Source organism: Stenotrophomonas sp. YJH_SMC_6, from assembly GCF_059371335.1.
In genome coordinates this window covers 103,593-127,480 of the sequence record NZ_JCAFUM010000010.1, presented here as the reverse complement: position 1 = coordinate 127,480, position 23,888 = coordinate 103,593, and the positions used below count along the sequence as shown (strand labels likewise).

25 protein-coding genes and 1 pseudogene are annotated in these 23,888 nt (G+C 68.0%); 22 read left to right on the top strand and 4 right to left on the bottom strand.

All coding sequences use genetic code 11. From position 1 onward, the window contains the following. Positions 1-38 precede the first annotated feature (38 nt). Positions 39-461 (top strand): annotated as a pseudogene (locus AC5P9N_RS12935) (BLUF domain-containing protein). Between the two features lie 15 nt (positions 462-476). On the opposite strand, the gene AC5P9N_RS12930 reads toward AC5P9N_RS12935, so the two are convergent. Then, the gene (locus AC5P9N_RS12930) at positions 477-797 is read right to left on the bottom strand and encodes an ArsR/SmtB family transcription factor (RefSeq protein WP_012480019.1); all 321 of its coding nucleotides are present in this window, start codon (positions 795-797) and stop codon (positions 477-479) included. Positions 798-883: 86 nt separating this feature from the next. Between AC5P9N_RS12930 and AC5P9N_RS12925 the strand changes: the two genes are divergently transcribed. The 3 genes from AC5P9N_RS12925 (at position 884) to AC5P9N_RS12915 (ending at position 2,853) form a co-directional block, all read left to right on the top strand. Further along, complete coding sequence (locus tag AC5P9N_RS12925) at positions 884-1,321, top strand: YeeE/YedE family protein (RefSeq protein WP_012480020.1); 438 nt, start codon at positions 884-886, stop codon at positions 1,319-1,321. Next, positions 1,318-1,731, top strand: coding sequence for a DUF6691 family protein (locus AC5P9N_RS12920; protein ID WP_005409414.1), 414 nt, complete (start codon positions 1,318-1,320; stop codon positions 1,729-1,731). The genes AC5P9N_RS12925 and AC5P9N_RS12920 overlap by 4 nt, the downstream gene beginning before the upstream one ends. A gap of 69 nt (positions 1,732-1,800) precedes the next feature. Continuing rightward, positions 1,801-2,853, top strand: coding sequence for a linear amide C-N hydrolase (locus tag AC5P9N_RS12915; RefSeq protein WP_012480021.1), 1,053 nt, complete (start codon positions 1,801-1,803; stop codon positions 2,851-2,853). Here AC5P9N_RS12915 and AC5P9N_RS12910 read toward each other — a convergent pair. Continuing rightward, the gene (locus AC5P9N_RS12910; protein ID WP_099485199.1) at positions 2,850-3,629 is read right to left on the bottom strand and encodes a DUF6491 family protein; all 780 of its coding nucleotides are present in this window, start codon (positions 3,627-3,629) and stop codon (positions 2,850-2,852) included. The two genes, AC5P9N_RS12915 and AC5P9N_RS12910, sit on opposite strands and share 4 nt — an antisense overlap. An 81-nt stretch (positions 3,630-3,710) precedes the next feature. On the opposite strand from AC5P9N_RS12910, the gene AC5P9N_RS12905 reads away from it, so the two are divergent. Further along, positions 3,711-4,409, top strand: a complete 699-nt coding sequence (locus tag AC5P9N_RS12905) for a helix-turn-helix domain-containing protein (protein ID WP_060380061.1) — start codon at positions 3,711-3,713, stop codon at positions 4,407-4,409. A 119-nt stretch (positions 4,410-4,528) separates the two neighbouring features. Next, positions 4,529-5,479: a DMT family transporter gene (locus tag AC5P9N_RS12900; RefSeq protein ID WP_099485200.1), complete on the top strand. Its 951-nt coding sequence runs from the start codon at positions 4,529-4,531 to the stop codon at positions 5,477-5,479. Between the two features lie 9 nt (positions 5,480-5,488). On the opposite strand, the gene AC5P9N_RS12895 is transcribed toward AC5P9N_RS12900, so the two are convergent. After that, positions 5,489-5,809, bottom strand: coding sequence for a hypothetical protein (locus AC5P9N_RS12895; RefSeq protein WP_162292024.1), 321 nt, complete (start codon positions 5,807-5,809; stop codon positions 5,489-5,491). A 27-nt stretch (positions 5,810-5,836) separates the two neighbouring features. Here AC5P9N_RS12895 and thrA point away from each other — a divergent pair, with 27 nt between their 5' ends. Genes thrA through thrC form a run of 3 tightly spaced genes read left to right on the top strand, consistent with a single transcriptional unit; the run spans position 5,837 to position 10,568 of the window. Further along, positions 5,837-8,341 (top strand): bifunctional aspartate kinase/homoserine dehydrogenase I, encoded by a 2,505-nt coding sequence (gene thrA, locus AC5P9N_RS12890; RefSeq protein ID WP_099485201.1) that lies wholly within the window; start codon positions 5,837-5,839, stop codon positions 8,339-8,341. Then, a complete protein-coding gene (locus AC5P9N_RS12885) occupies positions 8,338-9,252 on the top strand; it encodes a homoserine kinase (RefSeq protein WP_005409420.1) in 915 nt (304 codons plus the stop codon). The genes thrA and AC5P9N_RS12885 overlap by 4 nt, the downstream gene beginning before the upstream one ends. Positions 9,253-9,281: 29 nt before the next feature. After that, positions 9,282-10,568 carry a threonine synthase gene (thrC, locus tag AC5P9N_RS12880; protein ID WP_049461202.1) on the top strand — a complete coding sequence of 429 codons (1,287 nt, stop codon included), beginning with the start codon at positions 9,282-9,284 and terminating at the stop codon, positions 10,566-10,568. 102 nt (positions 10,569-10,670) lie between these two features. On the opposite strand, the gene AC5P9N_RS12875 is transcribed toward thrC, so the two are convergent. Continuing rightward, positions 10,671-11,423 (bottom strand): Crp/Fnr family transcriptional regulator, encoded by a 753-nt coding sequence (locus AC5P9N_RS12875; protein ID WP_005409422.1) that lies wholly within the window; start codon positions 11,421-11,423, stop codon positions 10,671-10,673. A 126-nt stretch (positions 11,424-11,549) separates the two neighbouring features. Between AC5P9N_RS12875 and hisS the strand changes: the two genes are divergently transcribed. The 13 genes from hisS to AC5P9N_RS12810 all read left to right on the top strand — a co-directional run bounded on the left by hisS (position 11,550) and on the right by AC5P9N_RS12810 (position 23,837). Further along, a complete protein-coding gene (gene hisS, locus AC5P9N_RS12870; protein WP_005413164.1) occupies positions 11,550-12,944 on the top strand; it encodes a histidine--tRNA ligase in 1,395 nt (464 codons plus the stop codon). A 304-nt stretch (positions 12,945-13,248) separates the two neighbouring features. Continuing rightward, entirely contained in the window at positions 13,249-13,557 is a 309-nt protein-coding gene (locus AC5P9N_RS12865) for a YerC/YecD family TrpR-related protein (RefSeq protein WP_005416326.1), read from the top strand. Positions 13,558-13,591: 34 nt separating this feature from the next. Continuing rightward, positions 13,592-14,503, top strand: coding sequence for an ATP phosphoribosyltransferase (gene hisG / locus AC5P9N_RS12860; RefSeq protein ID WP_012480030.1), 912 nt, complete (start codon positions 13,592-13,594; stop codon positions 14,501-14,503). After that, complete coding sequence (gene hisD / locus AC5P9N_RS12855) at positions 14,500-15,795, top strand: histidinol dehydrogenase (RefSeq protein ID WP_049461200.1); 1,296 nt, start codon at positions 14,500-14,502, stop codon at positions 15,793-15,795. Before hisG ends, hisD begins: the two co-directional genes overlap by 4 nt. Next, positions 15,792-16,886 (top strand): histidinol-phosphate transaminase, encoded by a 1,095-nt coding sequence (gene hisC, locus AC5P9N_RS12850; RefSeq protein WP_005409427.1) that lies wholly within the window; start codon positions 15,792-15,794, stop codon positions 16,884-16,886. Before hisD ends, hisC begins: the two co-directional genes overlap by 4 nt. After that, on the top strand, positions 16,883-17,956 hold the full coding sequence (gene hisB / locus AC5P9N_RS12845) for a bifunctional histidinol-phosphatase/imidazoleglycerol-phosphate dehydratase HisB (RefSeq protein ID WP_005409428.1): 1,074 nt from the start codon (positions 16,883-16,885) through the stop codon (positions 17,954-17,956). Before hisC ends, hisB begins: the two co-directional genes overlap by 4 nt. Then, positions 17,953-18,555: an imidazole glycerol phosphate synthase subunit HisH gene (gene hisH / locus AC5P9N_RS12840; RefSeq protein WP_087803382.1), complete on the top strand. Its 603-nt coding sequence runs from the start codon at positions 17,953-17,955 to the stop codon at positions 18,553-18,555. Before hisB ends, hisH begins: the two co-directional genes overlap by 4 nt. Beyond that, the gene (hisA, locus tag AC5P9N_RS12835; RefSeq protein ID WP_065183922.1) at positions 18,552-19,286 is read left to right on the top strand and encodes a 1-(5-phosphoribosyl)-5-[(5-phosphoribosylamino)methylideneamino]imidazole-4-carboxamide isomerase; all 735 of its coding nucleotides are present in this window, start codon (positions 18,552-18,554) and stop codon (positions 19,284-19,286) included. The genes hisH and hisA overlap by 4 nt, the downstream gene beginning before the upstream one ends. Continuing rightward, the gene (gene hisF / locus AC5P9N_RS12830) at positions 19,280-20,056 is read left to right on the top strand and encodes an imidazole glycerol phosphate synthase subunit HisF (protein ID WP_005409431.1); all 777 of its coding nucleotides are present in this window, start codon (positions 19,280-19,282) and stop codon (positions 20,054-20,056) included. Before hisA ends, hisF begins: the two co-directional genes overlap by 7 nt. Then, positions 20,046-20,666, top strand: coding sequence for a bifunctional phosphoribosyl-AMP cyclohydrolase/phosphoribosyl-ATP diphosphatase HisIE (gene hisIE, locus AC5P9N_RS12825; RefSeq protein WP_099485076.1), 621 nt, complete (start codon positions 20,046-20,048; stop codon positions 20,664-20,666). The genes hisF and hisIE overlap by 11 nt, the downstream gene beginning before the upstream one ends. Positions 20,667-20,820: 154 nt before the next feature. Further along, the gene (locus tag AC5P9N_RS12820) at positions 20,821-22,410 is read left to right on the top strand and encodes a calcineurin-like phosphoesterase C-terminal domain-containing protein (protein ID WP_049461190.1); all 1,590 of its coding nucleotides are present in this window, start codon (positions 20,821-20,823) and stop codon (positions 22,408-22,410) included. 35 nt (positions 22,411-22,445) lie between these two features. After that, complete coding sequence (locus AC5P9N_RS12815) at positions 22,446-22,730, top strand: hypothetical protein (protein WP_012480039.1); 285 nt, start codon at positions 22,446-22,448, stop codon at positions 22,728-22,730. Between the two features lie 84 nt (positions 22,731-22,814). Beyond that, entirely contained in the window at positions 22,815-23,837 is a 1,023-nt protein-coding gene (locus AC5P9N_RS12810) for a glucokinase family protein (RefSeq protein WP_024956876.1), read from the top strand. The last annotated feature ends 51 nt before the right edge of the window (positions 23,838-23,888 follow it).

The following is a 23,888-nucleotide window of genomic DNA, read 5'->3' as shown; positions in this document are numbered from 1 at the left end:
ACTGCCAGCGTGGGCGCCTATTCTGTCAGGGAAGCGCCATGCCATTGCGCGCCATCGCCTACGTCAGCCGGGCGCTGCCGGACCTGTCCGCCGAGTGCCTGCATCGGCTGGTGGAGGACGCGGCACGATTCAACAAGCTGGCAGGGTGACCGGCGTGCTGCTGCGTGATGGCGAGCGTTTCCTGCAGTACATCGAGGGGCCACCGGATGGCATCGATCTAAGAGTGCATCCTGCAGGCAGGAAGCCACATCGACATCACCGGACTGGGACGCGGCCGCCTGGGCCAGCGCCAGTTTCCCTATTGGCCGATGCTTTCGCTGCCGGTCGACGCGTCGATGCTGCGCCAGCTTTCCTGCAGTGACCGGTCCGGATTCTCCCGGCGCCTGCAGGGCGATCGTTCGGCACCGACGCCAGTGGACCTGCTCGATCAGGTGGTGCAGTCGGCGCTGCACGCAGGCTGATGGTCTGCGCCGGATTCAGCGCGAAGCAGCACCGCAGTACGCCGCATGCAGCGCCTGCAGCACGCCCAGTGCGGGCCCTTCAAGAACCCGGTAGTGTATCGCCTGCGCTTCGCGCCGGGTCGCCACGATATCCAGTCCGCGCAGCACCGCCAGATGCTGTGACAACGCCGATGCGCTCAGGCCGGTCAGTGCCTGCAGTTCCGGTACCGGCGCTTCACCTTCCACCAGGCGGCACAGCACCCGCAGCCGGGCCGGGTGGGCCAGGCTTTTGAGCAGCGTGGCTGCCTGCGACGCGTGTTCGGCCATCGCGGCGCTGTCGAGCTGGGTCCGGGCCATGGTTGACCATTTTGTTTAGAATGATCTAATTTAGAATAATCTAAACAAACAGGCAATCCCATGTACGGCAGCGAAGAGGGCAGGGCATGAACCTGCCATGGAGTGCGGCGGCAGGTGGTGCGTTGATCGGCGCCGCCGCGGTGCTGTTGTTCGCCACCATCGGACGCGTGGCGGGCATCAGCGGCATCACCGCAGGCAGCCTGCGCGCAGGCAAGGGCGAGCGTGCCTGGCGCTGGGCCTTCCTCGCCGGCCTGACAGCATCGGCGGGGCTGGTGCTGTGGTGGCAATCGGTGCCCGAGGCATCGCCGCGTGCGCTGCTGCGTGATGCGCTGCCGGCATGGCAGTTGATGGGAGCCGGCCTGCTGGTCGGCTTCGGTACGCGGCTGGGCAACGGCTGCACCAGCGGTCACGGTGTGTGCGGCATGGCCCGCGCTTCGAAGCGATCGCTGGCGGCCGTGCTGGTGTTCATGGTCTGCGCGATGCTGACCACCTTCCTGGTCCGTCATGGCGGAGGCCCGACATGAGCCGCGCAGTCTGGGCCGCCGGCGCGGCGGGCGCGTTGTTTGGCATGGGGTTGGCACTTTCGGGAATGACCGACGCGCGTCGTGTCCTCGGCTTCCTCGACATCACCGGTGACTTCGATCCCACGCTGCTGTGGGTGCTGGGCTCGGCGCTGCTGGTCAGCGCGATCGGGCAGCGGTGGGTGTTGCGGCGACAGCAGCCGCTGTACGCAGACCGCTTCCGGCTGCCTGTTACCCGGCGTGTGGATGCTCGCCTGCTGCTGGGTGCCGCGCTGTTCGGGATCGGCTGGGGCTGGGCGGGCTATTGCCCAGGCCCGGCCATCGCCGGGGTGGCCGTGGCGTCGCGCGAAGCCCTGTGGTTCGTGCCTTCGATGCTTGCAGGATTCTGGCTGCACGACCGCTTCGTCCGTTGAGGCTTTCACCCCTGTCTCACCCTGCCTGGGGTCCTATCTTCGGATCACGGGGAAAAGGAGTGCAACGACATGGCACGGATGAAGTGGATGGGAAGGGGAATGCTGGCGGTCGCGCTGGCCGCAGCCGTGGCACCGGCACTGGCCTGCACGCGCGCGGTGTACCTGGGTGACAACGGCGATGTGATCACCGCGCGCTCGATGGACTGGAAGGTCGATGTGGCGACCAACCTCTACATACTGCCGCGCGGCATTGCGCGCACCGGCCAGGCCGGCCCGAAGTCGCTGGCGTGGACCGCGCGCTACGGCTCGGTGGTGGCCACCGGCTACGACGTGTCGACCACCGATGGCATGAACGAAAAGGGCCTGGTGGCCAACCTGCTGTGGCTGGTCGAATCGGAGTATCCGCAGCAGCGTGGCAACAAGCCGGGTCTGGCGATTTCGCTGTGGGCGCAGTATGTGCTGGACAACTTCGCTACCGTGGAAGAGGCGGTCGCCGCGTTGAAGCGCGAGCCGTACTCGATCGTCACCGACAAGGTGCCCGGTGAAGATCGGCAGGCGACGCTGCACCTGTCGCTGTCCGATGCCAGCGGCGACAGTGCCATCGTCGAGTACATCGGCGGGCGCCAGGTGATCCACCATGACCGGCGCTACCAGGTAATGACCAATTCGCCGATCTTCGAGCAGCAGCTGGCGCTCAACAGCTACTGGCAGCAGATCGGCGGCACGGTGATGCTGCCGGGCACCAACCGCTCTGCTGACCGTTTCGCGCGCGCCTCGTTCTACATCAACGCCATTCCCAAGGCCGAGGATCCGGTGGAGGCCCTGGCCAGTGTGTTCAGCGTGATCCGCAACGCGTCGGTGCCGTATGGCATCACCACGCCGGGTGAGCCGAACATCTCATCCACGCGCTGGCGCACCGTGGCCGACCACAAGCGGCGGCTGTACTTCTTCGAATCGGCATTGACCCCGAACACCTTCTGGGTCGATCTGAACAAGGTCGATTTCGCCGGCAAGGTGCTCAAGCTCGACCTCGGCAAGGACCAGCGCAATACCTTCGCCGGTGATGCACTGGGCCAGTTCGTGCCCAGCGCACCGTTCGCCTTCCTCGGCGTCGACGGTTAGTTCGACGCCTGGCTGGAGGCCGGGTAGACCGCCTGGATCGTGCAGCTGCCGCGCGTGTACTGCGGCAGCGGGGCGATGCTTTCACCGCGCAGATCGTTTGTCTCGAATTCGGCAGTCATGATCCGATCGCCGGGATTGCCACAGATCAGGCCGTTCTGCAGGCCCGAGTGGAAGCTCAGCTGCGGCGCGCGGTCGAGCTGGCGGCAGTGGCTGCCGAGTTCGACCCGGTAGTAGCGATGGCCGCCATTGCGGCGCGGATTGGTCTCCACCAGCATGCCCTGCGGGTCGGATGACCAGGCACGCACGTTGCGCGTGGCAAAGCAGTAGGACGGTGAGCCGCCGAAGCTGCGACGCACCTCCTTGCGTTCGCGGATGGTCACGGCAGGCAGGGTAGCGGTGCGCAGGCGGTCGCTGTCGCGGGCGACGCTGGCATAGTCGCGATTCTGCAGCGGGGTGACCGCGCTGATGGTGCATCGGCGGCCGTCGACCACGACGCGTTCGCTGGGGCGGCCGCAGGCCCAGCCGGCGGGGGCTTCCAGTTTCAGCGAGGTGGCACCGCGGACGCCGGGGCAATCTTCGTTGAAGTCGATCCGAAAGGGCTGGCCGGAGGCGGCGCGCAGTGCGATCGAGCGCGGTGATGCCTGCTCCACTTCCTGTACGCCGACAGCGTCCATGCAGTGCGGAGCCGGTGGCGTACGCTCCTGTGCGGAGACCGAAGCTGCGAGCACCAGGCCGAGGCTGGTGGCGAGCACCAGGGACACCTGCTGATGGGTCATGTCCTGCACTCCCTGCGTTGGATGACGGATCGACTATAGCAACGGTTTGCACGGCCGTTGTTACACGCGCACACTGCCCGGATGGGCGCCATCTTCCATCTGCGGCACTACGGCCAGGCTACCGGCCTGGACCGCCATGACTACGCGCAGTGGGTGCTGCCAGTGCAGGGTGAACTGCAGTTCGAAATGGAAGGTCGCGGAGGTCGGCTGGACGTGCTGCAGGGGGCATTCGTGGCCGCCGGTGAGGCGCATGACCAGATGGCTGATGGTCCCAATGGTTTCGTGATCGTTGACTGTCCTCCGGGCGTACTTGATGACGGCACGCAGGAGCATCTCTGCCGGCAGCGCTGGCTGTATCTGCCGCTGGCATTGCGCCGACGCCTGGCTGAGGTGCAGGCAGGGCAGTCGATGCCGGCGCTGCTGCCGCAGTTGCTGCAGGTATTTGCACCTGCTGGCAGTGGCGCGCGCATGCAGGGTCTGTGTGCGGCGGTCCAGGCCGACCCCGGGCAGGCGTGGCCGGTGGCGCGCATGGCGGCGTTCGTCGGGGTCAGCGAGAGCCGTTTGCATGCGCTGTTCCGGCAGGAGTTCGGGCTCAGCCCGCAGGCCTGGCTCAGCGCAAGCCGGTTGCGTTGGGCCAAGCACCAGCTGCGCACCAGCGTGGCGCCGATCAGCGATATCGCGCTGGCCGCGGGCTATTCCGAGCAGAGCGCACTGACCCGTGCGCTGCGCCGCGAGTGCGGCCAGACTCCCGCAGCGTGGCGCCGGGGCGCCGGACTGTAGGGTCGAGCCACGCTCGGCTTTGCGCACGCGCGGCCGGTCAGGGCAATAGCCTCGGTCAAGAGCGCCCGCTGGCCAGCGCTTACACTGCGCGGCCTGTTCTCTCCCCCCGAAGAACCCGAATGCGCAACAACCCGATGGCCCTGGGCATCGCCAATGGCGTGGCCGCTGGCGCGCTGTGGGGCGTGGTTTTCCTCGCGCCCGCCGTGCTGCAGTCGTTCAACGCCCTGCAATTGTCGGCCGGCCGCTATCTGGTCTACGGCCTGATCGCCGTAGTACTGCTGCTCCCGCGCTGGAAGCGGCTGGCACCGCAGCTGGGTCGCGCCGAATGGATCGGGCTGCTGTGGCTGAGCCTGGCCGGGAACCTGGTGTACTTCCTGCTGCTGGCCACGGCGGTGCAGTGGGCTGGCGGTGCGGCGGCGTCGCTGATTGTCGGCCTGATTCCGGTGGTGGTCACCCTGGTCGGCGTGCGCGAACAGGGTGCAGTGCCTTTGAAACAGCTGCTGCCGGCACTGGGCCTGTGCGTGCTGGGCGTGGCCCTGGTTGGTTGGGAAGCACTGATGTCCGAGCACCTGGCAACCCCGTGGCGGCAGCGCCTGATCGGCCTGCTGTGCGCGTTCGGCGCGCTGTTCTCGTGGGCGTTGTACTCGATCGGCAACAGCCGCTGGCTGGCGCGTCGACCGGACTTGTCCAGCCACAACTGGTCGCTGCTGACCGGCGTCACCACCGGCGGCCTGGCCCTGCTGCTGGTGCCGATGGCCTTCATCGGCCACACCAGCGGGCACACGGCGGCGCAGTGGAGTGGTTTCTGGGCAATCAGTGCCGGTGTGGCGGTGGTGGCCTCGATCCTCGGCAATGCGTTCTGGAACCGCGCCAGCCGCCTGCTGCCGCTGACCCTGACCGGCCAGATGATCGTGTTCGAGACGCTGTTCGCGCTGGCGTATGCCTTCGCCTGGCAGCAGCGCTGGCCTTCGCTGCTGGAAGCGCTGGCGATCGTGTTCCTGGTGGCCGGCGTGATGCTGTGCGCGCATGCCCATCGTAGTCCACGGGCGATCGCCGAACATGCCGGCTGAATGCGTGCGTCAAGCGTGCTGATGCTGCCTTGGTCTCAGATGCAACCAAATGCCGGCACGTTGAGCGATGATCGCGGCACTGGTTTTTTGCATCGCAGCACTTGACAGCAGGCCGGCGCACAGTGTTTTCTGTGCGTCATGGTTCTTGATGCCGCCCACGCCAGCCTGATCGCTCCCGCTACCGCGGGCCGTTCGACTGCGCCGGTCGCCACCACCACCATTACCACCACCACCGTCACCACTGCCCTGGTGCGGCCCGTCGTCTTCGTGTAACTCCCGAAAACCACGGCCCCGCACCATACAGGTGGCGGGGAAACTCGACACCTGCATGCGACGGGGCCTCCTGCCGAGGTCTGCATGTCTTCCCACGCCCCCGCTCATCCCGTTGCCCCGGCCGATCTGGCTGCACCGTCCATCGTCGTGCACAAGTTCGGCGGCACCTCGGTGGCCGATGCCGAACGCTACCGCCATGTCGCGGGCCTGCTGCTGGCCCGTCCCGAATCGCTGCAGGTCACTGTCGTTTCGGCAATGAAGGGCGTCACTGACGCGCTGATCGAGCTGGCCCAGCTGGCGGCCAAGGGCGACGAAGCCTGGCGCGAGGCCTGGCATGCGCTGCGCGCGCGTCACCGTGGCGCCGCCGTGGCCCTGCTGGGCGAGCAGGTGGGCGAGACCGTCGAATGGATCGATGCCCGCTTCGATCAACTGGCAGAAGTGCTTGCGGCGCTGGCGGTGATCGGCGAGCTGCCGCGCGAAGTGCTCGACCGCGTGCAGGGCCTGGGCGAAGTATTCTCCGCGCAACTGCTTGGCACCCACCTGCGTGCCTTGGGCGAAGACTGTGCGGTACTCGATGCACGCGACGTGCTGGTGGTCGGGCATGGCGAACTGGGCGTGGATGTCGACTGGGAGTCCAGCGCGGACCGCCTGGCCAAGTGGCGCCTGCGGCATCCGCAGATGCGCCTGGTCGCCACCGGTTTCGTTGCCCGTGACCGCCATGGCCGCATCACCACGCTCGGCCGCAACGGCAGCGACTATTCCGGCGCGATCTTCGCCGCGTTGTTCAAGGCCGATGAACTGCACATCTGGACCGACGTCGACGGCGTGCTGTCGGCCGACCCGCGGCTGGTGCCCGAGGCGGTGCAACTGGAGTCACTGAGCTACGACGAGGCCTGCGAACTGGCTTATTTCGGCGCCAAGGTGGTGCACCCGCAGACGATGTCGCCGGCCATCCGCCTCGGCCTGCCGATCTTCATCCGCAATACGTTCCAGCCGGCGCATCCGGGGACGCGCATCAGCGCCGAGCGCTCGCCGCGCGGGCCGGTGAAGGGCCTGACCCTGAGCCCCGGGCTGTCCCTGTTGAACCTGGAAGGCACCGGCCTGATCGGCGTGCCCGGTACCGCCGAGCGCGTGTTCGCGGCGCTGCGCCAGGCGCAGGTGTCGGTGGTGATGATCTCGCAGGGTTCGTCAGAGCATTCGATCTGCTGCGTGGTGCGCGCTGCCGAAGCGGCGCGTGGCCGTGAGGCACTGCTGCACGCGTTCGCGCATGAACTGTCGGTAGGGCAGGTGCAGCGCGTGCAGGTCAGTGAGGGCGTCAGCGTGCTGGCGGCAGTGGGTGACGGCATGGCCGGCCAGCCCGGTGTGGCGGCGCGCCTGTTCGAGGCGCTGGGACGCGCGCAGGTGAACATCCTGGCGATCGCGCAGGGCTCGTCGGAGCGCAATATTTCTGTGGCGGTGGACAGTGCCGATGCCACCCGCGCATTGCGGGCCGCACATGCGGGCTTCTGGCTGTCGCCGCAGACGTTCGCGGTCGGCGTGATCGGGCCGGGCAACGTCGGCGCGGCACTGCTGGACCAGCTGCTGGCGGCCCGCCTGCAGCTGCTGGCCAAGGCCAATGTGGATCTTCGCCTGCGCGCGCTGGCCTCGCGTTCGCGCATGCGGCTGGAAGTGGATGGCCTGCACGCCGATTGGCGGGAGGCATTGCAGGACCCGGGCGAGCCCAGCGACCTGGATCGCTTCACCGAACATCTGCTGGCCGCGCACCTGCCGCATGCGGTGGTGATCGACTGCAGTGGCAGCGCCGACGTGGCCGAGCGCTATGAGGGCTGGCTGGCTGCCGGCATCCACGTGGTGACCCCGAACAAGCAGGCCGGTGCTGGCCCGCTGCCGCGCTACCAGCGCATCCGTGCTGCTGCGGCGGCCAGTGGTGCGCGCTTCCGCTACGAAGCCACGGTGGGCGCGGGCCTGCCGGTGATCACCACGCTGCGTGATCTGGTCGATACGGGCGACGAGGTGCTGGCGATCGAAGGCATCTTCTCCGGCACGCTGGCGTGGCTGTTCAACCGCTTCGACGGCAGTCAGCCGTTCTCGCAGCTGGTCGCGCAGGCGCGGTCGATGGGCTACACCGAGCCGGACCCGCGCGATGATCTTTCGGGCGTGGACGTGGCGCGCAAGCTGGTGATCCTCGCCCGCGAGGCCGGCCACGCGCTCAGCCTGGAACAGGTACAGGTGGAAAGCCTGGTGCCGGCGCTGCTGCGCGACGGCAGCGTGGATGACTTCATGGCGCGGCTGGGCGAGTCCGATGCCAGCCTGTTGCAGCGGTTGCAGGACGCGCGGGCGCGTGGCGCGGTGCTGCGCTACGTGGCACGGCTGGGCGCTGACGGTGCCTCGGTGGGCCTGCAGGAACTGCCCACCGACCACGCCTTCGCCAACCTTCGGTTGACCGATAACGTGGTGCAGTTCCGTACCCGTCGCTACTGCGACAACCCGTTGGTGGTGCAGGGTCCGGGGGCCGGCCCGGAAGTCACCGCCGCCGGTGTGTTTGCCGACCTGCTGCGGGTCGCGGCCGGTGAAGGAGCGCGCCTGTGATCGCACGTGCGTTCGCGCCGGCCTCGGTGGCCAACGTGGCGGTGGGCTTCGACATTCTTGGTCATGCCATCGCCGGTGTTGGCGATACCGTGACCGTGCGCCGCATCGATGAACCGCTGGTGCGCATCGAGGCGATCCGTGGCAGTGCGGTCGAGCTGCCGCTGGAGGCAGCCGGGAACACCGCCGGCGCTGCGCTGACGTCACTGCGCGAAGGCCTGGGCCTGGATTTCGGATTCGCGGTGGAGATCGACAAGGGCATTCCGTTCGGTTCCGGCATGGGCGGTTCGGCAGCGTCATGCGTTGCGGCGTTGGTTGCCGGCAACGCGCTGCTGGATGCACCGCTGTCGCGTGAGGCGCTGTATCCGTTTGCGCTCGATGGCGAGGCAGTGGCCAGCGGTGGCCGCCACGGCGACAACGTGGGGCCGCTGCTGCTGGGTGGTCTTGCGCTGTGTACGGCCGACCGCCTGCTGCCAATTCCTGTGCCGGCGGCCTGGCACAGCCTGCTGGTGCATCCGCACGCGGTGCTGGAAACACGCCGTGCGCGCCAGGTGCTGCAGGGCAGCTACGCGCTGGGTGAATTCGTGGCACAGAGTGCGAACCTCGCGCTGGTACTCAGTGGTTGCCATCGTAGTGATGCGGCGCTGGTGCGGGCTGGATTGCGCGATGTGCTGGTCGAACCACGGCGGGCCGGCCTGATTGCAGGTTTCGAAGCAGCCCGCGATGCGGCGCTGTCGGCCCATGCAATGGGTGCGGGCATCTCCGGTGCCGGACCCAGCGTGTTCGCCTGGTTCGAGGACGCCGACCAGGCCCGCGCCGCTGCCGCACCGGTGCAGGCGGCATTTGCCGCCGCCGGTTTCGACAGCGATGCCTGGGTGTCGCCGCTGGATGCAGCGGGAGCCCGCTTGTGCTGAATCCTTCCCCTTTACTGGATACCGAACCCATGCAATTTGTTTCGACCCGGGGTCAGTCCCCGGCCGTTGGCCTCAGTGCGGCGATCGCTGCAGGATTGGCGCCCGATGGAGGGCTGTATGTTCCGCAGGTGCTGCCGGCGCCACGTGAGCTGCGGGCCGGCGCAACGCTGGCCGATACCGCCGCCGATCTGCTGGCACCGTTCTTCGCAGGTGATGCTCTGGAGGCGGCGCTGCCATCGATCTGCCGCGAGGCGTTCGACTTTCCGGTGCCGCTGCGTGCACTGGGCGGCGGTGACCATGTGCTGGAGCTGTTCCATGGGCCGACGGCGGCGTTCAAGGATATCGGTGCGCGCTTCCTGGCCGGAACACTGTCGCGGCTGCAGGCCGGCAAGGACCGCGACCTGACGATCGTTGTCGCCACCTCTGGCGATACCGGTGCCGCCGTGGCGGCAGCCTTCCACCGCCAGCCGGGCGTGCGTGTGGTGGTGCTGTACCCGGATGGCCGCGTGTCACCGCGCCAGGCGCATCAGCTTGGCTGCTTCGGCGACAACATCCAGGCGCTGCGTGTGGCCGGGGCGTTTGACGATTGCCAGGCCATGGTCAAGCAGGCGCTGGCCGACCGTGACCTGCAGGCGCAGGTGCCGCTCAGCTCGGCCAACAGCATCAGCCTGGGCCGGCTGCTGCCGCAGATGAGTTACTACGCACATGCGGCGTTGACCCATTACGCAGCGCATCGTCGTCGGCTCAACCTGGTGGTGCCGACCGGCAATCTGGGCAATGCGATGGCCGCAGTGCTGGCGCGCGCGCTGGGCGTTCCGATCGGGCAGATCGTGCTGGCGACCAATGCCAATGCGGTGCTGCCGGCGTACTTCAACGGTGGCGACTATCAGCCGCAGGCCAGTGTGGCCACGGTTGCCAACGCAATGGATGTGGGGGCGCCCAGCAACTTTGAACGCCTGCGCTGGCTTTACCTCGGAGATGACGCCGAGCTGCGCGCTGCGTTCCGCGCGTTCGCGGTGGATGACGTGACCATCCGCGCGACGATTGCGGCGGCGCATGCCAGCAACGGCGAACTGTTCTGCCCGCATACGGCCACAGCGGTGAAGGTGCTGCAGGACCTGCGTGCGCGCGGCGCCAAGGGCGACTGGGCGGTGGTGGCCACGGCGCACCCGGCCAAGTTCGAGGCCGTGGTCGAGCCGCTGATCGGCGAAACGGTGGCGGTGCCGCCTGCGCTGGATGCGTTGCTGCAGCGGCCCGCGCACGCGGAACCGTTGGCCGCGGAGTATGCGGCGTTGCGCGAGGTGTTGCTGCGTTGATCGGAGATGGACGTGGTTGCCGGCCAGCGGCCGGCACTACCCGTGCTGCGTCCACCTGGTAGTGCCGGCCGCTGGCCGGCAACCCAGCCAACCGCGATGCGGTCAGATCAACCCTTCACCGGCCAGCGTGCGCAACCCGTCCTCGTCGAGGATCTCCACCACGTTCAGGTGGGGCAGGGCGATCAACCCCTGCTGGCGCAGCTTGGTGAAGGTACGGCTGACCGTTTCCATGGTCAGGCCCAGATGGTCGGCGATGTCGCCACGCCCCATCGGTAGCGAGACGCGCAGGCCATCGCCACCCAGCTTGGCCTCGCGCGCGGCCAGGCGCAGCAGGAAGTCGGCCACTTTCTCGGCCGGCTGCAGCCGCGCCAGTGCCAGCGCGGCATCCTGGGCGGCGTCCAGCTCCTGGCAGGCACGCTGCAGCAGCTTGCGTTCCAGGTGCGGGAAACGGCTGCGAAGCGCCTTCATCTGCGGCAGCGCGACACGGCATACGCGGCTGTCTGCGATGGCCTCGATATCGTAGCGGTGGTGGTCACTGCCGCTCAGGCCCAGGTAGTCGCCAGGAAGCACGAAGCCATTGATCTGGCGGCGGCCATCGGCCAGGGTGCGCACCAGGCGCAGGGCACCGCCGGTCAATGTATAGACATGGTCGCGCTCTTCGCCGGTGCGGGCCAGGGTACTGCCCATGCTGACCTGCTGGGAAACGGTGACCTGTTCCAGTGCCTGCACTTCATCGGGCGACAGCGCCGAGCACACCGCAAGGTGGCGAACCGAGCAGTGCAGGCAGTCCAGCGTGTTGCAGGACGGCGAGGCGGGATCGTTGGTGGCGGGCGGAGCGCCGGAAGGCCGTGACATGTTGCGGGGGCGTATCGCGGGCGGGGAGGGCCTTATGATACTTCAAGCGGCCGTTCGACCCTGCCCGAGGCGGGGGCGCTAGAATGTCGCCCCCTCCCACGTCCCGTTCCAGCAGGAGTTCCGCCCGTGATCAAGCCCCGTACCCCGCCCGGCACCCTTGAACTGTTGCCGCGCGAGCAGATTGCGTTCCAGCGCATGCTGGACGTGATCCGTCGCAACTACGAGCGCTTCGGGTTCCTGCCGGTGGAGACGCCGGTGTTCGAGCTGTCCGACGTGCTGCTGACCAAGTCCGGTGGCGAGACCGAGCGCCAGGTGTATTTCGTGCAGTCCACCGGTGCGCTGGCCAACGCCGCCGAATCGGGTGACCGTTCGCTGCCGGAAATGGCGCTGCGCTTCGACCTGACCGTGCCGCTGGCGCGCTACGTGGCCGAGCACGAGCATGAACTGACCTTCCCGTTCCGTCGCTACCAGATGCAGCGGGTGTACCGCGGCGAGCGCGCCCAACGCGGCCGCTTCCGTGAGTTCTACCAGTGCGACATCGACGTGATCGGCAAGGACAGCCTGAGCGTGCGATACGACGCCGAAGTGCTGGCGGTCATCCACGCGGTGTTCTCGGAACTGCGCATCGGTGACTTCAGCATCCAGCTGAACAACCGCAAGCTGATGCGTGGCTTCTTCGAGAGCCTGGGCGTGGCCGAGGGCGAGCGCCAGCTGGCAGTGCTGCGCGAAGTGGACAAGCTGGACAAGCGCGGCGCCGATTACGTGCGCGAGACGCTGGTGGGCGAGGGCTTCGAGATTCCGGCCGAGCAGGTCGAGAAGATCCTGGCGTTCGTGGCCGTGCGTTCGCAGGGCCATGCCGATGCACTGGCGCAGCTGGCCACGCTTGAAGCCGACGCCGGTTCTTCGGAGATCCTGCGTACCGGCGTCGCCGAACTGCGCGAAGTGCTGCAGCTGGTGCAGGCGCTGGGCGTGCCGGAAACCGCGTACTGCCTGAATTTCTCCATTGCGCGCGGCCTGGACTACTACACCGGCACCGTCTACGAGACCACGCTGACCGACCACCCGCAGATCGGTTCGATCTGCTCGGGCGGCCGCTACGAAGACCTGGCCAGCCACTACAGCAAGTCGAAGCTGCCGGGCGTGGGCATCTCCATCGGCCTGTCGCGCCTGTTCTGGCAGCTGCGCGAAGCCGGCCTGATCGATGGCATCGAGGGCAGCAGCGTGCAGGCGCTGGTGGCGCTGATGGACGAGCAGGGCATGCCGCAGTCGCTGGACATCGCGCGCCGCCTGCGCGCCGGTGGCATCAATACCGAAGTGCAGATGGAGCCGAAGAAGATCGGCAAGCAGTTCCAGTACGCCGCCAAGGCCGGCATCCGCTTCGTGGTGCTGGCCGGCGAGGACGAGCTGGCGCGCGGCGTGGTGGCAGTGAAGGACCTGCTGCGCGAGCAGCAGTTCGAAGTCTCCCGCGACGAGCTGGCCAGCACCCTGCAGGTCGAGCTGGAGCAATCGAAGGTGATGTAACGGCCCCTGGCAGCATGCAGCGCTTCAACGAAACGCCCACCAACCGGTGGGCGTTTTCGTTTCCGGGCCCCGTTCCGGGGTCAGAGCCGTTTTCCTCTGGAAAACAGATCCGACCCCAGCCGTCCCGACAGCTCGCGACCACCTGTCGAGGGCGGGGTCGGTCCGGAACCCAGCTGTGCCGATGCTCCGCCCTCTGTGGGTGCGGGGCAGCTGCCCTGCCGCCCCAAACCCTGCATTTGACGCACCGCGCAAGAATGCGCTAATGTACTAACGCGCTATTACATTGATGCATGGAAACGACCCCGTGAAAGCCCGCCCCGAAATTGCCGCCAAAGACCCGAAGGCCGACCTTGAAGCCCTGGCCCGGGCCTTTGCCGCCCTGCGCGAGCCGGAACAGGTCGAGGCCTTCCTGCGCGATCTGTGCACACCGGCCGAGCTGGAAGCCATGGCCGACCGCTGGAAGGTGGTGCCGCTGCTGCAGCAGGGCGTGCCGTATCGCGAGATCCACGAGCGCACCGGGGTCAGCGTGACCACCACCGGACGGGTGGCGCGAACGCTCGAGCATGGCCATCGAGGCTATGCCGCCGCCATCGACCGCCTTGCTTCGCGCTGATCCGCGCCCCGTTCCGAACTTCGAGACCTCCCCCATGAGTGCAACCCAGGCAGCGCCGGCACGAGACCGGCTGCGTATCGCCATCCAGAAGAGTGGCCGGCTGGCCGAACCCGCGCGCAACCTGCTCAGCGCCTGCGGCCTGAGCTGGCGCGAGAGCCGCGACAAGCTGTTCTGCTACGGCGAATCGCTGCCGGTGGACCTGCTGCTGGTGCGCGACGACGACATCCCCGGCCTGATCGCCGACGGCGTCTGCGACCTCGGCATCGTCGGCCGCAACGAGCTGGACGAGCAGGCTGCGGCACGTCGCCAGATCGGCCTGCCGGATGCCTACCAGGCACTGCGCGGACTGGGCTTTGGCCAGTGCCGGCTGATGCTGGCGGTACCCGAGGAGTGGCAGTGGCAGGGACCGGCGCAGCTGGCCGGTGCCCGCATCGCCACCAGCTACCCGGCCATCCTCAAGCAATGGCTGGCCGAACAGGGCGTGGACGCACAGGTGGTCGAGCTGTCCGGGTCGGTGGAAATCGCCCCGCGCCTGGGTACCGCCGACCTGATCTGCGATCTGGTCTCCAGCGGCGCCACGCTGCGCGCCAACCAGCTGACCCCGGTGCACAACCTGCTCGACAGCGAGGCGGTGCTGGCCGGTGCGGTGCGCGTGCCGGATGATGCACGTGCATCGCTGCGCGCGATGCTGCTGCGCCGCCTCGACGGCGTGGTGCAGCGCCAGGACCGCAAGCTGTTGATGTTCCGCGCCAGCGAGGATCGCGTCGACGCGCTGGCGCAGCTGCTGGCCGATGCCGAGCCGCTGGTGCGGCTGCCGGCCGACGGCGGCGCACTGCGCCTGCAGACCATGTGCCCGGGCCCGCTGAGCTGGCAGCGCATGGAGGAACTCGAGCGCGCCGGCGCGCAGGGCTTGATGGTACTGAGCGTGGAGCGGTCGCTGGCATGAACCGTCTGATCTGGTCCCGACTTGATGAGGCCGCGCGCAGTGCGGCACTGACCCGCCCGGTGCAGACCGTGGCGCAGCAGACCCGCGATGCGGTGGCTACGCTGATTGCACAGGTGCGCGGGCAGGGCGATGACGCGCTACGTGCGATTACCGCACGTTTCGACGGCGTCGAGCTGCCATCGTTCGAAGTGAGCGAAGCCGAGTTCGCAGCGGCCGATGCCGCCGTCCCCGCCGAGCTGCGCCAGGCGATGGTCGAAGCTGCCGAACGCATCGCCCGCTTCCACGCCGCCGGCATGGGTACGCGGTATGCCGTGGAAACCGCACCGGGCGTGGTCTGCGAACGCATGCTGCGCCCGATCGGCCGCGTCGGCCTGTACGTGCCGGCCGGCAGCGCACCGCTGCCGTCCACCGCGTTGATGCTGGGCGTGCCCGCGCAGCTGGCCGGCTGCCCGCAGGTGGTGCTGTGCACGCCGCCACGCGCCGACGGCACGGCCGATCCTGCGGTGCTGGTGGCCGCACGCCTGACCGGCGTGCAGCGCGTGTTCAAGCTGGGCGGCGCCCAGGCCATCGCTGCGATGGCTTACGGCACGGCCAGCATTCCGGCCTGTGACAAGCTGTTCGGGCCGGGCAACAGCTTCGTGACCGAAGCCAAGCAGCAGGTCGCACAGGACGGCGCCGCCGCCATCGACATGCCGGCCGGTCCCTCCGAAGTGCTGGTGATTGCCGATGCAGGTGCAAACCCGGCGTTCGTTGCAGCCGACCTGCTGTCGCAGGCCGAGCACGGCCCGGATTCGCAGGTGCTGCTGCTGACCGACGATACCGCGATGCTGGCGGCGGTCGAGGCCGAAGTCGAGCGCCAGGTGGCCTTGCTGCCGCGCCAGCAGATCGCACGCCAGGCGCTGTCGGCCTCGCGGCTGATCCAGGTCGACTCGTTGGACGAAGCCTTCGCGATCAGCAACCGCTATGCACCGGAGCACCTGATCCTGGCATTGCGTGATCCGCGTGCGTGGCTGGACAAGGTGCAGGCGGCCGGCTCGGTGTTCCTGGGTGATTACACCCCCGAGGCACTGGGCGACTACTGCAGCGGCACCAACCACGTGCTGCCCACCGCGGGTGCCGCACGCGCCTACAGTGGTGTCAGTGTGGCCAGCTTCCAGAACCTGATCAGCGTGCAGAGCGCCAGCGCCGCCGGCCTGGCAGCGATTGGCGGCTGCGCGCGCATCATCGCCAGTGCCGAAGGCCTGGATGCACATGAACGTGCGGTCGCAGTGCGCATGGAGGTGGCAGCATGAACGCGGCTATCGATGATGTGCTGGCACTGGTTCGCCCGGATCTGCAGGCCTTCGCCGGCTACAGCTCGGCGCGCAGTGCGGCGGTGCAGGGCGAGGTCTGGTTGAACGCCAATGAATCGGCCTGGGCCAATCCCGCTGATGCCGCGGGCAGCAGCCGGCGCTATCCCGAACCGCAGCCGTTGGCATTGCGCGAGGGACTTGCGGCGCTGTACGGCGTGACGCCACAGCAGCTGCTGATCGGTCGCGGCAGCGACGAAGCCATTGATCTGCTGGTGCGTGCCCTGTGCGTGCCGGGCCGCGATGGCGTACTGGTCACGCCGCCGGTGTTCGGCATGTACGCCGTCTGCGCACGCCTGCAGGGCGCCGCATTGATTGAAGTGCCGCTGGTGGACAGCGAGGATGGCCTGCGCGCCGATCTGGATGCGGTGATCGACACCGCCAGGGCGCGCAATGCCAAGCTGGTGTTCCTGTGCGCACCGTCGAACCCGGCCGGCAGTGATATCGCCCTGGACGAGGTCGAACGGGTGGCGGTTGCGTTGCGCGGGCAGGCACTGGTGGTGGTGGACGAGGCCTATGTCGAGTACGCGCAGCGTCCGTCGGCGACCACGTTGCTGGCCGTGCACGCCAACCTGGCGGTGCTGCGCACGCTGTCGAAAGCACACGCACTCGCGGCCGCGCGCATTGGAACGCTGATCGCCGCGCCGGAACTGATTGCCGTGCTGCGCCGCTGCCAGGCGCCGTATCCGGTGCCGACCCCGTGCGCGGAACTGGCCGTGCAGGCCCTGCAGCCGGCCGCGCTGGCACGCACCGCCGAGCGCGTGGCCACGGTCATCGCCGAGCGCGAACGCCTGCGAACGGCACTGGCCAGCCTGCCCGGTGTACGCCGGGTGTACGCCTCGTCCGGCAACTACCTGCTGGTCCGCTTCGCCGATGCGCAGGCGGCGTTCGATACGCTGCTTGCTGCAGGGGTGGTGGTGCGCGACCAGCGCGCCGCGCCGCAGCTGGGCGATGCGCTTCGCATCAGCATCGGCAGCCCGGAAGAGAATGACCGCGTGCTCGCGGCCCTGTCGGCGCGGAGGGCCGCAGCATGACCCCGATCCTGTTCATCGACCGCGACGGCACCCTCATCGAGGAGCCGTCCGATTTCCAGATCGACGCCTACGAGAAGCTGCGCTTCGTGCCGCAGGTGATCCCGGCGCTGCTGAAGCTGCGGGATGCCGGCTACCAGTTCGTGATCGTCACCAACCAGGATGGCCTGGGCAGCGACAGCTACCCGCGTGCCAGCTTCGATGGCCCCAACGAGCTGATGCTGCAGATCTTCGAAAGCCAGGGCATCACTTTCCGTGACGTGCTGATCGACTGCAGCTGGCCGCACGACAATGCGCCGACCCGCAAGCCGGGCATCGGACTGATGACGGCTTATCTGCAGGACCGCAGCATCGACTGGGCGCGTTCGGGCATGGTCGGCGATCGCATCACCGACCTGCAGTTTGCCGACAACCTCAACATCCGCGGTTTCCAGCTGCGCACCGCGCAGTTTGGTGGCGAGTGGGATTGGCCGGGCATTGCCCATGCGCTGGCCGATGCGCCGCGCACCGCCGTGGTCCAGCGCAACACGAAAGAAACGAAGATCCGCGTCGAACTGGACCTGGATTGCGCGGGTGATGCACGCATCTCCACCGGCCTGCCGTTCTTCGACCACATGCTGGAACAGATCGGCAAGCACGGTGGCTTCGCGCTGGACATCCAGGCCGAGGGTGACCTGCACATCGACGAACACCACACCATCGAGGATACGGGGCTGGCCCTGGGCCAGGCGCTGCGCGAGGCGCTGGGCGACAAGCGCGGCATCGGCCGCTACGGTTTCACCCTGCCGATGGACGAGACGCTGGCCAGCGCTGCGCTGGACTTCAGTGGCCGCCCGTACTTCGTGTTCGAGGGCGAGTTCAAGCGCGAACGCGTGGGCGATATGCCGACCGAGCTGGTGCCGCATTTCTTCCGCTCGCTGTGCGATGCCAGCGGCCTGAACCTCAACCTGCAGGTACGCGGCGACAACGATCACCACAAGGTGGAGGCGTGCTTCAAGGCCCTGGCCCGCGCGCTGCGTCCGGCGCTGGCCCGGCAGGGCACGGCACTGCCGAGCACCAAGGGGGCGCTGTGAGTGACGTTGCGCTGATCGATGCCGGCGGCGCCAACCTGGGCTCGGTGCGCTACGCACTGGAGCGCCTGGGTGCGACTGTGCGGCTGGTGCGCGATGCGGACGGTCTGGTCGGTGCGCAGCGGGTGATCCTGCCCGGCGTCGGCGCCGCCGGTCCCGGCATGCAACACCTGCATGCGCAAGGCCTGGTGGAACCGCTGCAGCGACTGGAGGTGCCGCTGATGGGAATCTGCCTGGGCATGCAGCTGCTGTTCGAACGCTCCGAGGAGGCGGGTGTGGAGACACTGGGACTGATTCCCGGCGTGGTGCGCAAGCTGGTGCCGGCCTGCGGCATCCGGGTGCCGCACATGGGCTGGAACCGCCTGCTGCCGCTGCGCGAATCGCTGCTGCTGCGCGGCGTGCCGGAGCGTGCCAGCGCCTACTTCGTGCACAGCTACGCCGCGCCCCTCAATACCCACACCGTCGCTGCCTGCGACCACGGCGGCCTGTTCACTGCCGTGGTGGAGCAGGGGCGTTACTACGGCGCACAGTTCCACCCCGAGCGCTCCGGCGAGACCGGCTCGCTGATGCTGCGCAATTTTCTCGAGGGCACTGCTGCATGAGTTTCATCGTCTACCCCGCGCTGGATATCCGCGACGGCCGCGTGGTGCGGCTGCGCCAGGGCGACTACGCGCAGGAAACCTCGTATGGCGACGATCCGTTGCCACGCGCGCAGGCCTTCGCCGCGCAGGGTGCGCAGTGGATGCATCTGGTCGATCTGGACGCTGCGCGCGCCGGTGGCTATACGCTGGCGCCGCTACTGTCGTCGATCCGCGCGCAGACATCGCTGCAGGTGCAGACCGGCGGTGGCGTGCGCGGCCGCGACGATGTGGCGCGCATCCTCGATGCCGGCGCCGGTCGCGTGGTGGTCGGCTCGCTGGCGGTGCGTCGCCCCGATGAAGTGGTCGGCTGGCTGGAGGAATTCGGCGCCGATCGCATCACGGTTGCGCTGGACGCGCGCCAGGACGCACAGGGGCAGTGGCAATTGCCGGTGCACGGTTGGACCGAGAACGCCGGAGTGACCCTGGATGACCTGGCCCAGCGCTACGCGCGCGCCGGCATGCGCCACCTGCTGTGCACCGACATCGCCCGTGACGGCATGCTGGCCGGGCCCAATATCGACCTCTATTGGCACCTGTCCGGCTTGTTGCCGGGTGTGGCGGTGCAGGCGTCCGGTGGCATCCGTGACGTAGCCGATGTGGCCGAGGCCCGTGCCGCCGGCTGCGGCGGTGCGATTCTCGGCAAGGCACTGCTGGAGCAGCGCATGGACCTGGCGGAGGCACTGGCATGTTGAGCCGCCGCATCATTCCCTGCCTGGACGTGCGCGATGGCCGCGTGGTCAAGGGCGTGCGCTTCCGCGACCACGTCGACATGGGCGACATCGCCGAGCTGGCGCAGCGCTATCGCGACCAGGGGGCGGACGAGCTGGTGTTCTATGACATCGGCGCCAGCCCCGAGGCGCGTTCGGTCGACGTGGCGTGGATCGAGCGCATCGCACGATTGATCGACATTCCGTTCTGCGTGGCCGGTGGCATCGACAGTGTGGAAACCGCGCGCCGCGTGCTGTTTGCCGGTGCCGACAAGGTGTCGATCAACTCGCCGGCGCTGGGGCGCCCGGAGCTGATCACCGAGCTGGCGGACGAGTTCGGCGTGCAGTGCGTGGTGGTGGGCGTCGATTCGGTGCGCGAGGCCGACGGGCAATGGCGGGTGCGTCGTTTCAGCGGCGATCCGGATAAGACCCAGGCGGTGCCGCTGCGCACCCTGGACTGGATCGTCGAAGCACAACGGCGTGGCGCGGGCGAGATCGTACTGAACTGCATGGACAGCGATGGCGTGCGCCGTGGCTACGATGTCGTGCAGCTGCAACAGGCGCGGGCACTGTGCCAGGTACCGTTGATCGCCTCGGGCGGTGCCGGTGCGATGGAGCACTTCGCCGAAGCCTTCGACCAGGCCGACGTCGACGGCGCGCTGGCCGCCAGCGTGTTCCACAGCGGCGCCATCGCCATTCCAGAATTGAAGCGCTACCTGCGCGGACAGCAGATCGAGGTGCGGGATGTCTATTGAAGTCAGGCCGTCGTTGGACGCATTGCAGGCGCTGGACTGGGCCAAGGGTGACGGCCTGCTGCCGGCGGTGGTTCAGGATGCCGATACCCTGCAGGTACTGATGCTCGGTTATGTCAGCGCCGAATCGCTGGCGGCCACGCTGGCCATCGGCCACATGACCTTCTTCAGCCGCAGCAAGCAACGGTTGTGGACCAAGGGCGAGCAGTCCGGCAACGTGTTGGTGGTGCAGTCGATCAGCGTCGACTGCGATGCCGATACTTTGCTGGTGATGGCACGGCCGGCGGGGCCAACCTGCCACACCGGTGCAGAGAGCTGCTTCGACCAGGCGCCGAAGGATTTCCTGGGCGGGCTGGGCCAGCTGGTGGCGATGCGTGAGGCGCAACGCCCGCCGGGCAGCTACACCACCAGCCTGTTCGAGGGCGGCATCCGCCGTATCGCACAGAAGGTGGGCGAGGAGGGCGTGGAGACCGCCCTGGCGGCGGTGGCGCAGGATGATGAGGCGTTGCTGGGCGAGGCCTCGGACCTGCTGTACCACCTGCTGGTGCTGCTGCGCGCGCGCGGGCTGTCGCTGGTTGATGCGCGCGCGGTGCTGGAAAAACGCCATCGTTGACGTGTGGTAGTGCCGGCCGCTGGCCGGCAAGCCCCGGATGCACGACGTTCATGAGGCTGCCGGCCAGCGGCCGGCACTACCGGCATGCGTCATCGCGTGCGCGATGTCATCAACGGAATCTACAATAGGCGGTCTTTCTTTACCCGGACCGCCCATGAAACTGCCTGCCGCCTGGCTGTGCTGCCTGTTGCTGACCTCGCCGGCCTGGGCCGCGGATACCGTGGTCACCGGCAAGGTCTATCTGGAGCGCGACGGCAAACCCGGCCGCGGTGCGACCGATCCGGGCCTGGCCGGCGTGCAGGTCTCCAACGGCGAGGCCATCGTCAAGACGGCTGCAGACGGCAGCTACAGCCTGCCGGTGCGTGATGGCCAGACCGTGTTCGTGATCAAGCCCGATGCGTATTCCTTCCCGAAAGCGGCCGACGGCCTGCCTTCGTTCTGGCGCCACTATCGCCCGAACGGTTCGCCGGCGCTGAAGTACGGTGGCATCGCCGCCACCAGCGATGTCACCCGCAACTGGGATTTCGCCCTGCAGTCGGATCGCCATGACAGCCGCCGTGGTTTCCAGATGCTGGTATTCACCGACTCCCAGACCGCCAGCCTGAAGGATATCGGCTACTACCAGCAGTCGATCGTCGCGCCATTGGTGGGACAGACCAAGGCGCGCATGGGCACCACCCTGGGTGACATCGTCAACGACGACCTTACCCTGTATCCGGCGATCAACAAGGTCACCACCGGACTTGGCGTACCGTGGTTCCATGTGCCGGGCAACCACGATCTCGACTTCGACGCGGTCAGCGACGAACACTCGCTGGACAGCTGGCGCAACATCTACGGTCCGGACACCTACGCGGTGGAAGAGGGCGGCGCCAGTTTCGTGTTCCTGGACGACGTGGTGTACGACCCCAAGGCCAAGCCGAAGTACATCGGCGGCCTGCGCGAAGACCAGTTCGCCTTCCTCGCCAGCTACCTGAAGGGCCTGCACAAGGATCGCCTGCTGGTGCTGGGCATGCACATCCCGCTGTTCGACGCGGCGCCCGGACGCGAGACCTTCCGCCATGCCGACCGTCAGCGCCTGTTCGACCTGCTGAAGGACTTCCGCAACGTGCTGGTGCTCAGCGGCCACAGCCACACCCAGCAGCACGTCTACCATGGCAAGGCCGAGGGCTGGAACGGCGACAAGCCGCTGCACGAATACAACGTCGGCGCCAACTGCGGTGCGTTCTGGTCGGGCGTGAAGAATGCCGCCGGCGTGCCGGACAGCACCATGAGCGATGGCACGCCGAAGGGCTATGCGTTGCTCGACGTGGCCGGCAATGGCAGCTACAGACTGCAGTACCGCGTGGCCGGAAAACCGGCCAGCGAGCAGATCGGCCTGCATGCGCCGAAGGTGCTGCGCCAGGGCGCCTACCCGGCCTGGGGCATCTATGCCAACGTCTACATGGGTGAGGATGCCAGCGTGGTCGAGTACCGCGTCGATGGAGGCGCCTGGCAGCCGATGAAGCAGGTCAGCCAACCCGATCCGCGCCTGATGGTGGAGAACGTGGCCGACGATCTTGCAGACAGCCTGCGTGGCTACGACCGCTCGCCGGAGGCCACCGCATCGCCGCACCTGTGGCGTGGCGCGCTGCCGACCGATCTGGCCGTGGGCAGCCACAAGGTCGAGGTGCGCTCCACCCAGCCCGACGGCGCGGTGTTCACCGCCAGCACCAGCTACAGCCTGCAGACTGCCCAGCCCTGACCCCGCACACCACCGCTCCAGCGAAAGGACCCCGCATGGATATCCGCTTCATGGCCGGCACCACGCCGGTGACCCTCAGCCGCCACTGGTTCACCGGCGCGATGCAGTTGCAGAGCGCCACCGAGACGGTCTGGGTGCAGCACCCGCTGCATCCGGGCACCCACTTCTCGTTCTCGCTGGTACAGTCGTGGCTGCGCCACATCGCCGGCCATGAAGTGCTGGTCGAGCGCACCCGGCCGCTGCTGTTCGCCGGCTTCCGCCCGCAGCGGCTGCGAGTGCTGGTGGATGGTGTGCAGGTGGCCGAACAGGAAGGCATGTAGGCCAACCTGAACCATCGGCGCGCTAGGCAAAGCCGCCCCGATGCCTGAGAATCGGGGCGATTCAATCGATCCAAGCAGGCCAGCGTGACCATCGCAGCAGCGTCCCCGGTTTCCTCCGACTCCGCCCGCGGCGGTCTTCCACGCCGCCTGGTCGTTGCCGATGTCGGCGGCACCTTCGCCCGCCTTGCGCTGGCTGAAACCCAACCCGGCCAAGCGCCGCTGCTGGGCAACCATCGCACCTACGCCTGCGCCGAGCATCCCAGCCTGGCGGCGATCCTGGCCGATTTCACCGCAGGCCTTGGCCAGCCGGTGCAGACCGCGGTGGTGGCCATCGCCGGACTGCTTGATGGCGATGTGCTGATCAATTCCAACCTGCCGTGGACGGTCTTGCTGTCGACCACCCGCGCGCAGTCCGGGCTGCACGAGTTGCAGCTGATCAACGATTTCGAGGCGGTGGCGCTGGCCATCCCTTATCTGCAGCCGGACACGCTGGTGCCGCTGAACGGCGATGCTGATCCGGCGCAGGCATTCCCGGCGCTGGTGCTGGGTGCCGGTACCGGCCTGGGCGCCGCACTGCGCTTTGCCGACGGCGAGCGCCCGGTGCTGGCCAGCGAGATCGGCCATGCCGCGCTCGGCGCCGGCAACGCGCTGGAACTGCAGGTGCTGGGCAAGCTGCTGCAGCGTTGGGCGCACGTGGACAACGAACGCGTGCTGTCCGGCAGCGGCCTGATGAACCTGTATCCGTGCCTGTGCGAACTGCGCGGCGTCACCCCGGTGTGGACCAGCACCGAGGCACTGATCGGCGCCGCACGCAGCGGCGAGGATGCGCTGGCCGTGGAAACACTGCAGGTGTTCTGTGCGTGGCTGGGCAGCCTGGCCGGCGACGCAGCGATCGCCGTCGGTGCACGTTCGGTGTACCTGGCCGGAGGCATTTCCGCGCATGTGCAGGATTTCCTGGCCGATGGCCGCTTCCGTGAGCGCTTCCTCAACAAGGGCGTGCTGACCGAGGTGCTGCGCCAGGTGCCGGTATGGCGCGTGGAGCACGGCCAGTTGGGCGTGCTCGGCGCAGCGGTCTGGCACGCCGCACGGCAGCCCACGCACGACTGATCGGCAGGGTCGGCATCGGGCCGGCCGTGCATTGCAGACTGGGAGGGGAAG